The sequence below is a fragment of the Paraburkholderia sp. genome (assembly GCF_035656215.1).
Classification (GTDB): domain Bacteria; phylum Pseudomonadota; class Gammaproteobacteria; order Burkholderiales; family Burkholderiaceae; genus Paraburkholderia.
Genome location: NZ_DASRSY010000259.1, coordinates 1 through 6,539, shown reverse-complemented (window position 1 = coordinate 6,539; position 6,539 = coordinate 1). Strand labels below are relative to the sequence as shown.

4 protein-coding genes are annotated in these 6,539 nt (G+C 64.6%); 2 read left to right on the top strand and 2 right to left on the bottom strand.

Annotation, left to right across the window (positions count from 1 at the left end):
* Together VFE81_RS14520 and VFE81_RS14515 are read right to left on the bottom strand one after the other, a co-directional pair.
* A partial coding sequence (locus VFE81_RS14520; protein ID WP_325045261.1) for a DUF937 domain-containing protein occupies positions 1–1,056 on the bottom strand: 1,056 nt, incomplete at its 3' end.
* Positions 1,057–1,228: 172 nt separating this feature from the next.
* Entirely contained in the window at positions 1,229–2,878 is a 1,650-nt protein-coding gene (locus tag VFE81_RS14515; protein ID WP_325045260.1) for a GMC family oxidoreductase, read from the bottom strand.
* A gap of 362 nt (positions 2,879–3,240) precedes the next feature.
* Between VFE81_RS14515 and VFE81_RS14510 the strand changes: the two genes are divergently transcribed.
* Together VFE81_RS14510 and VFE81_RS14505 are read left to right on the top strand one after the other, a co-directional pair.
* On the top strand, positions 3,241–4,926 hold the full coding sequence (locus tag VFE81_RS14510; RefSeq protein ID WP_325045259.1) for an isovaleryl-CoA dehydrogenase: 1,686 nt from the start codon (positions 3,241–3,243) through the stop codon (positions 4,924–4,926).
* A 91-nt stretch (positions 4,927–5,017) separates the two neighbouring features.
* Positions 5,018–6,436: a coniferyl aldehyde dehydrogenase gene (locus VFE81_RS14505; protein WP_325045258.1), complete on the top strand. Its 1,419-nt coding sequence runs from the start codon at positions 5,018–5,020 to the stop codon at positions 6,434–6,436.
* Positions 6,437–6,539 lie beyond the last annotated feature (103 nt).

Genomic DNA, 6,539 nt, shown 5'->3' with positions numbered 1-6,539 from the left:
GAAGCGCTTTGTCAGCGCGTCGAGCAGTTGAGTTTTTTCGGCTTCGCTGCCGACCGTCGCCGTGAGCGTCGGCTTGCCGGCCGCGTCGACCGTGAAGCTGAGCTGGCTGTCTTTGGTCGGCGCGGGCGCCGCGGCGGGTTGCTGCGCTTCGCTGGCTGCTGCGGCGCTGGCCGCGGGCGTCGAAGCCGCGACATCGCTGGCTGGTGCTGCGGCGGCCGAGGCTTCAGCCGGAGCGGACGCAGGCTGAGCAGTTGCTGCGGCTTCCGCGCCAGTGCGCTCACCCTGTTGCTCACTATGGCAACCACGCAGGAACAGGAAGGCCAGCACCGCGGCGATCGCCGCAAGCAGCCACCAGAGCCACGTGCGCGAACGGCGCTCTTCGCGCACCACCGCGTCGGCAGGCACGCGGATGTTCGATAGCGCTTCGGCCACTGGCTTGGCGGCAGGCGTCGGATGGTCGATGTGCGCCGACACCGCTTTCAACTGCGACAGAATATTGCCGGTGAACGCGCCGAGTCCGCTCAGGCCGAGGCCGGCCATCAGACGGTCGTTCAGGTACGGCGCGATGGCCGGCAGTTGATGGCCCAGCAGCGTCGGCAGTTGGCCGACGTTGCCCTGACCTTCGAGAAAATGCCGTTTCAGCAGACCCAGTAGCGTTGCGCCAACGATACCCGTCATGGCGTGCGTCGCATGCGCCGGCACGCCGGTTTGGGTCGCGACTTCGTCGCTGAGCGTATCGACGCGGCGATCGAGCACGCGTTCGAGCAACTGGCGCCCCGCGCCTTCCAGCTGGCTCACACCGGTGGTGGTGCCGAGCAGTTGCGGCAACTGCTCGGCGATGTGCCCGTTCACCTCAGGTGAGAGGATTGCTGCAAACAGCGAACGCGCGCCGTCGAGCGTCGCGCCCTTCTGCATCAGGCCGGCGACGAGCGCCGGGCCAGTTGTTGCAAGCACCTTCTGGGTCGCGTCCGGCGGCAGCCCGAAGCGGGCCGCCAGCTGTCGCACGACACCGTCCGTTATCGCGGACTGAATCAGCTGAATCACATTGATACTCATCGCTTCGCTTCCTTGATTTCCCGAACGCGCCACCTGACGCGCTCTTTTTCGCGGCGCGATTATAGGTTTGGGGAAATCTCATAAACGAAACGGCACAATTTATGACGAATTAACAGACGTTCGCCTAATTTTTCTTATATTTACCAGCCAAATTAGGAAGATTGGCGTATCGTCAAGCCGCCACCCCGGTGACTCCCGTCGACGCCATCGCCGGCACCGCTTGCCCTTCGCGCCGGTTCGCCGTGATCAGGTCGGCCGCGCGCTCGCCGATCATCACCGTCGGCGAATTCGTGTTGCCGCCGATCAGCGTCGGCATCACCGATGCATCGACGATCCGCAGCCCGGTCACGCCACGCACCCGCAACTGCGGATCGACGACCGAGCGCGCATCGCCGCCCATCCGGCACGTCGCTACCGGGTGATAAATCGTGTCGGCATGCTCGGCGATGGTCCGGCGCAATTCCTCCTCCGTCTGACCGGAATGCGTGTACAGCTCCTTGCCGCCATGCAGCGCCAGCGAAGGCGCGTCGAGAATGCGCCGCGCCATCTGCGCGCCTTCCACCAGCAGGTCGAGATCGCGCGAATCGCTGAAAAAACGCGGATCGATCACTGGCGCGGTACGCGCATCGGCGCTCGCGAGCGTCACCGTGCCGCGGCTATGCGGCCGCAACACGCACACGTGCAGCGAATAACCATGGCCCCAGTGCATATGGCGGTTGTGGTCGTCGACGATCGCCGCGCAGAAATGCAGTTGCAGGTCCGGGCGCTCGAGCGTCGGCCGACTCTTCAGAAAGCCGCCCGCTTCAGCGACGTTGCTCGACAGCATGCCCTGCCCATGCCGCATGAAGGTCACAAACTGCGGCAGCATCCGCGCGATGCCGCGAATCGAAAAACCGGTCGGCTCGATCGACGACACCCGCTTGTTGATCGTGAAGTCGACGTGGTCGATCAGGTTCTGGCCGACCTCCGGCGCATCGTGCAGCACCGCAATGCCCTGCGACTGCAAATGCGCCGCCGGCCCGATACCCGAGCACATCAGCAGTTGTGGCGAATTGAACGCACCCGCTGCCAGCACGACCTCGGCGCGCGCCTCCAGCGTTTCAGTACGGCCGCCGCGCACGATTTCGACGCCGCTCGCATGCTTGCCGTTGAAGGCCACGCGCAGCACCGTCGCATCGGCGATCGTATGCAGATTGGGCCGTTCGCGATCGTAGATATAGGCGCGCGCGACGCTGCAGCGCCGTCCGTCGCGCTGCGTCACCTGATAGAAACCGATGCCTTCCTGATCCACGCCATTGAAGTCGCCGTTCGATTTGTAACCGGCTTCGGTCGCGGCCTGCACGAAACGCTTCGAAAACGGATTGCGATAGCGCAGATCGGACACCGTCAGCGGGCCGTCGGCGCCGTGCCAGGCATCGGCGCCGCGCTCGTTGCCTTCGGCACGGCGGAAATACGGCAGTACGTCGGCCCATGACCAGCCGTCGCAGCCGAGTTGCGCCCATTCGTCGTAATCGAGTGGGTGGCCACGTGTGTAGATCATCGCGTTGATCGCACTCGACCCGCCGAAGCCGCGCCCGCGCGGCTGATAGCCTTGACGTCCGCCGAGCCCTGGCTGGGGCGTCGTCAGATAGCCGTAATTGGTCTTGAGTTTGTGCGGCACGACGGCTGCCACACCGACCGGCATGTTGACGAAGAGATTCCGGTCCGTATGTGGACCGGCTTCGATCAGGGCGATTGTTGCATCGGGGCAGCTATCCGCCAGACGGCTCGCAAGCGAGCAGCCGCCTGAGCCCGCACCGACGATGATGTAATCGTATTGCATCCGCTCCTCCATTAGGGCCGCGTTGCTCGCAGCCCTTGTCTCTGTCGGTCGAAGTTAGCGCTTTAGCGGTTACTCCGATCCCATGCAAACGATTGCAGCACACTTGTCTACGTGTGTTTTACCGGCATTGTAGGGAGCGTTCGGGCGCGACGGCGGGTTCGAGTCAGAGCGATCCCTCTAAACGAAAGTCCTCCCGCGACCCTATGATGAAAGACGCGCATGCGCCCGCCCGGCGCGCTGCGCAGGGCATTCAAACACGGCGCCGGGTGCGCCGTCCTCTGAGCGTGCGGCACGACACGCCGCGATAAAACAGGCACACCGTCGATCAGCGGCGGCGCGCATCCGGTAAACGGAGACAGTAGATGGAACGGCACAGCTTCGGCCACACCCACGACGTGACAAATCAGGCGCCTCCGCTCGCGGACTACAACCTGTTTTCGAGCGATGTGGCGTTGTCCGCCGCCCTCGAACGCGAAGGGGCCGCGTGGCATCGCGAGGCGCTGCGGCGGCACGGCGCGGCGCTCACTACGCCGGAGACACTCGCGCTCGCCGAACTGGCCAACCGCCACACGCCCGAACTCGTCACGCACAGCCCGCGCGGCGAACGCATCGACGCGCTGGAGTTTCACCCTTCGTGGCATACGCTGCTGTCGCTGTTGCGCCGCGAAGGCCTGCACGCGTTGCCGTTTTCGGATCCGCAACGCGGCGCAATGGTCGCGCGTTGCGCCGGCTACTTCCTGCACGCTCAACTTGAATCCGGCTCCCTCTGCCCGCTGACGATGACCTTCGCGAGCATCCCCGTGCTGCAACGCGAGCCCGCATTGTTCGCCACGCTGCGCGACAAGCTCTACGCCCGCGAACACGATCCACGCGACGTGCCGCTCACGCAAAAAACTTCCGCGATGATCGGCATGGGCATGACCGAGAAACAAGGCGGCTCGGACGTGCGCAGCAACCAGACCCGCGCGTATGCCACGCGCGGCAGCGGCCGCGGCGCGGAATACCGCCTCGTCGGCCACAAATGGTTTTTCTCCGCGCCCCAATGTGACGCGCATCTGGTGCTCGCCCGCACCGACGATCACGAAGGCCTCTCATGCTTCTTCGTGCCGCGCTTCGCGCCGGACGGCAGCAAGAACGCCGTGCAGATCCAGCGTCTGAAAGACAAACTCGGCAACCGCTCGAATGCTAGCAGCGAGGTCGAATTCTTCGACGCGTTCGGCATCATGATCGGCGACGAAGGCCGCGGTGTGCCGACCATCATCGAAATGGCGAACTACACGCGGCTCGATTGCGTGATCGGCAGCGCGGCCTTGATGCGCGCCGCGCTTGTGCAGGCGATCCACCATGCACGGCACCGCAGCGCCTTCGGCCGGCATCTGGCCGATCAGCCGCTGATGCGCAATGTGCTCGCCGACCTGGCGTTGGAATCGGAGGCAGCGACGGTGCTGTTCATGCGACTCGCACGTGCTTTCGAAGCGTCAGCCGATGCGTCGTCGGCCGCGCCCGCCGAACGCGCATGGCGCCGGATCGTCACCCCTGCCGCGAAGTACTGGGTCTGCAAGCGCACGCTCGAATTCACCGGCGAGGCGATGGAGGTCTGGGGCGGCAACGGTTATGTTGAAACCGGTCCGATGGCGCGCTTCTATCGTGAAGCGCCCGTGAATTCGATCTGGGAAGGTTCGGGCAACGTGATGTGCCTCGACGTGCTGCGTGCCATGGAGCGCGAGCCCGATGCTGCGCAGGCCTTGTTCGCTGCATGGCAAGCCGATGCGCAAGGACATCCGGCGCTGAGCGCCGCACTCGGCAAGCTTGCGGCCACGCTCAGCGGACCCGCCGAACATCTCGAAGCATCCGCGCGACGCATCGCGCAGCAGATCGTGCTGATTGCGCAAGCCACCTTGCTGGTGAAGCACGCACCGCCGGAAGTCGCCGAGGCCTTCATCGCGACGCGTCTCGCCGACGGCTGCGGCGAAAGCGGTCGCGTGTACGGCACGCTGCCAGCGACGATCGACCACGCGGCGATCATCGAACGGGCATTTCCGGCGTGACAAAGCCTTTCGCAGGACCGTCGCAACACACGACAACACACCAATAAGCGCGACTCAACGCGTACCGTTATCCATCAGGGAGTGGACACACATGAAGAACGATCTGCCAGAGGTCGCCGCGCTCGAAGCGCTGCTGCGCGATCAACGCCACGCTTATTTGCGTGCGCCGTATCCGTCGTGGGAAGCCCGCGCCGGGCATCTGAAAGCACTGCGCAAAGTCATGCTCGACAACCGCGACGCACTCGCCGATGCGATGAACGCCGACTTCGGCAATCGCGCGAAACAGGAAGTGCTGCTTGCCGAATTCCTGCTCGTCAAGGAAGAGATCGACGCCGCGCTCAGGCACGGCAAACGTTGGATGAAAGCGCAACGCCGCAGCACCAGCAAATGGCTGATGCCGGCGCGTGCGAAAGTCGTGCCGCAGCCGCTCGGCGTGGTTGGCATCATCGTGCCGTGGAATTACCCGGTATTGCTCGCCGTCGGTCCGCTGATCAGCGCGCTGACGGCCGGCAACCGCGCCATCATCAAGATGTCGGAACTGACACCGCGCACCTCGGCGCTATTCGAGCAACTGATCGGCCAGACCTTCGCGCGCGACCACGTCGCGGTAGTGAACGGCGATGCTGGATTAGCCGCCGCGTTCAGCGCGCAACCGTTCGACCATCTGCTGTTCACCGGCTCGACCAAGGTCGGCCATGAAGTAATGCGCGCCGCCGCAGAACATCTGACGCCGGTCACGCTCGAGCTTGGTGGCAAGTCGCCGGCCATCATCGGTCAGCATGCACGCTTCGACAACGCGGTTGATAATCTCGTCGCCGGCAAGACGCTCAATGCGGGGCAGACCTGCGTCGCGCCGGACTATGTTCTGGTACCGCGCGGCAAGGAGCAGGCGTTCATCGAACGGGCGCGCGCGCGGATGGCGAAGATGTACCCCGACTTCGCGCGCAACCTCGATTACACGTCGATTATCTCGGAGCGGCACTTTACGCGGCTGCACCGTCTTGCCGACGCAGCGCAGGCCGCCGGCGCCCAACTGCATACGCTCACCGACAGCACGCCGGACGAGGCAAGCCGCCGCTTCCCGCTAATCGCCGTCACGAATGCGCCGGATGAAAGCGCGCTGATGCAGGAGGAAATCTTCGGGCCGCTGCTGCCGATCATCCCTTACGACACGCTCGACGACGCCATCGCCTGGATCAACGCGCGTCCCCGCCCGCTCGCGTTATATCTCTACGCCGACGACCCGGCGACCATCGAGCGTGTCACGCACGAAACCATCGCGGGCGGCATGGCGATCAACGAAACGCTGATGCATCTGGCGTGCGAAAGTCTGCCGTTCGGCGGTGTCGGTGCGAGCGGGATGGGTGCGTATCACGGCTACGAAGGCTTCGTGACTTTCTCCAAGATGAAGCCGGTACTGACGCAGACGCGCCTGAACGCGCGCGGATGGATCGCACCGCCGTACGGCAAGCGGGTGAATGCGTTGCTGAAGTTGATGATGAGGTTTTGAAGGGGCGGGCGTCCGGGGGGCCAACATTCAGCGCCTGGCCGCCCCACCAGAAACGTCTGCAATATCCGTCGCAACCACATCGGTCACGTCCTGCGCGGCGGCC

Bases quoted from the DNA above. Each gene is read 5' to 3' on its own strand.
- VFE81_RS14505 (WP_325045258.1), top strand. From the start codon at position 5,018: ATGAAGAACGATCTGCCAGAGGTCGCCGCGCTCGAAGCGCTGCTGCGC.
- VFE81_RS14510 (WP_325045259.1), top strand. From the start codon at position 3,241: ATGGAACGGCACAGCTTCGGCCACACCCACGACGTGACAAATCAGGCG.
- VFE81_RS14515 (WP_325045260.1), bottom strand. From the start codon at position 2,878: ATGCAATACGATTACATCATCGTCGGTGCGGGCTCAGGCGGCTGCTCG.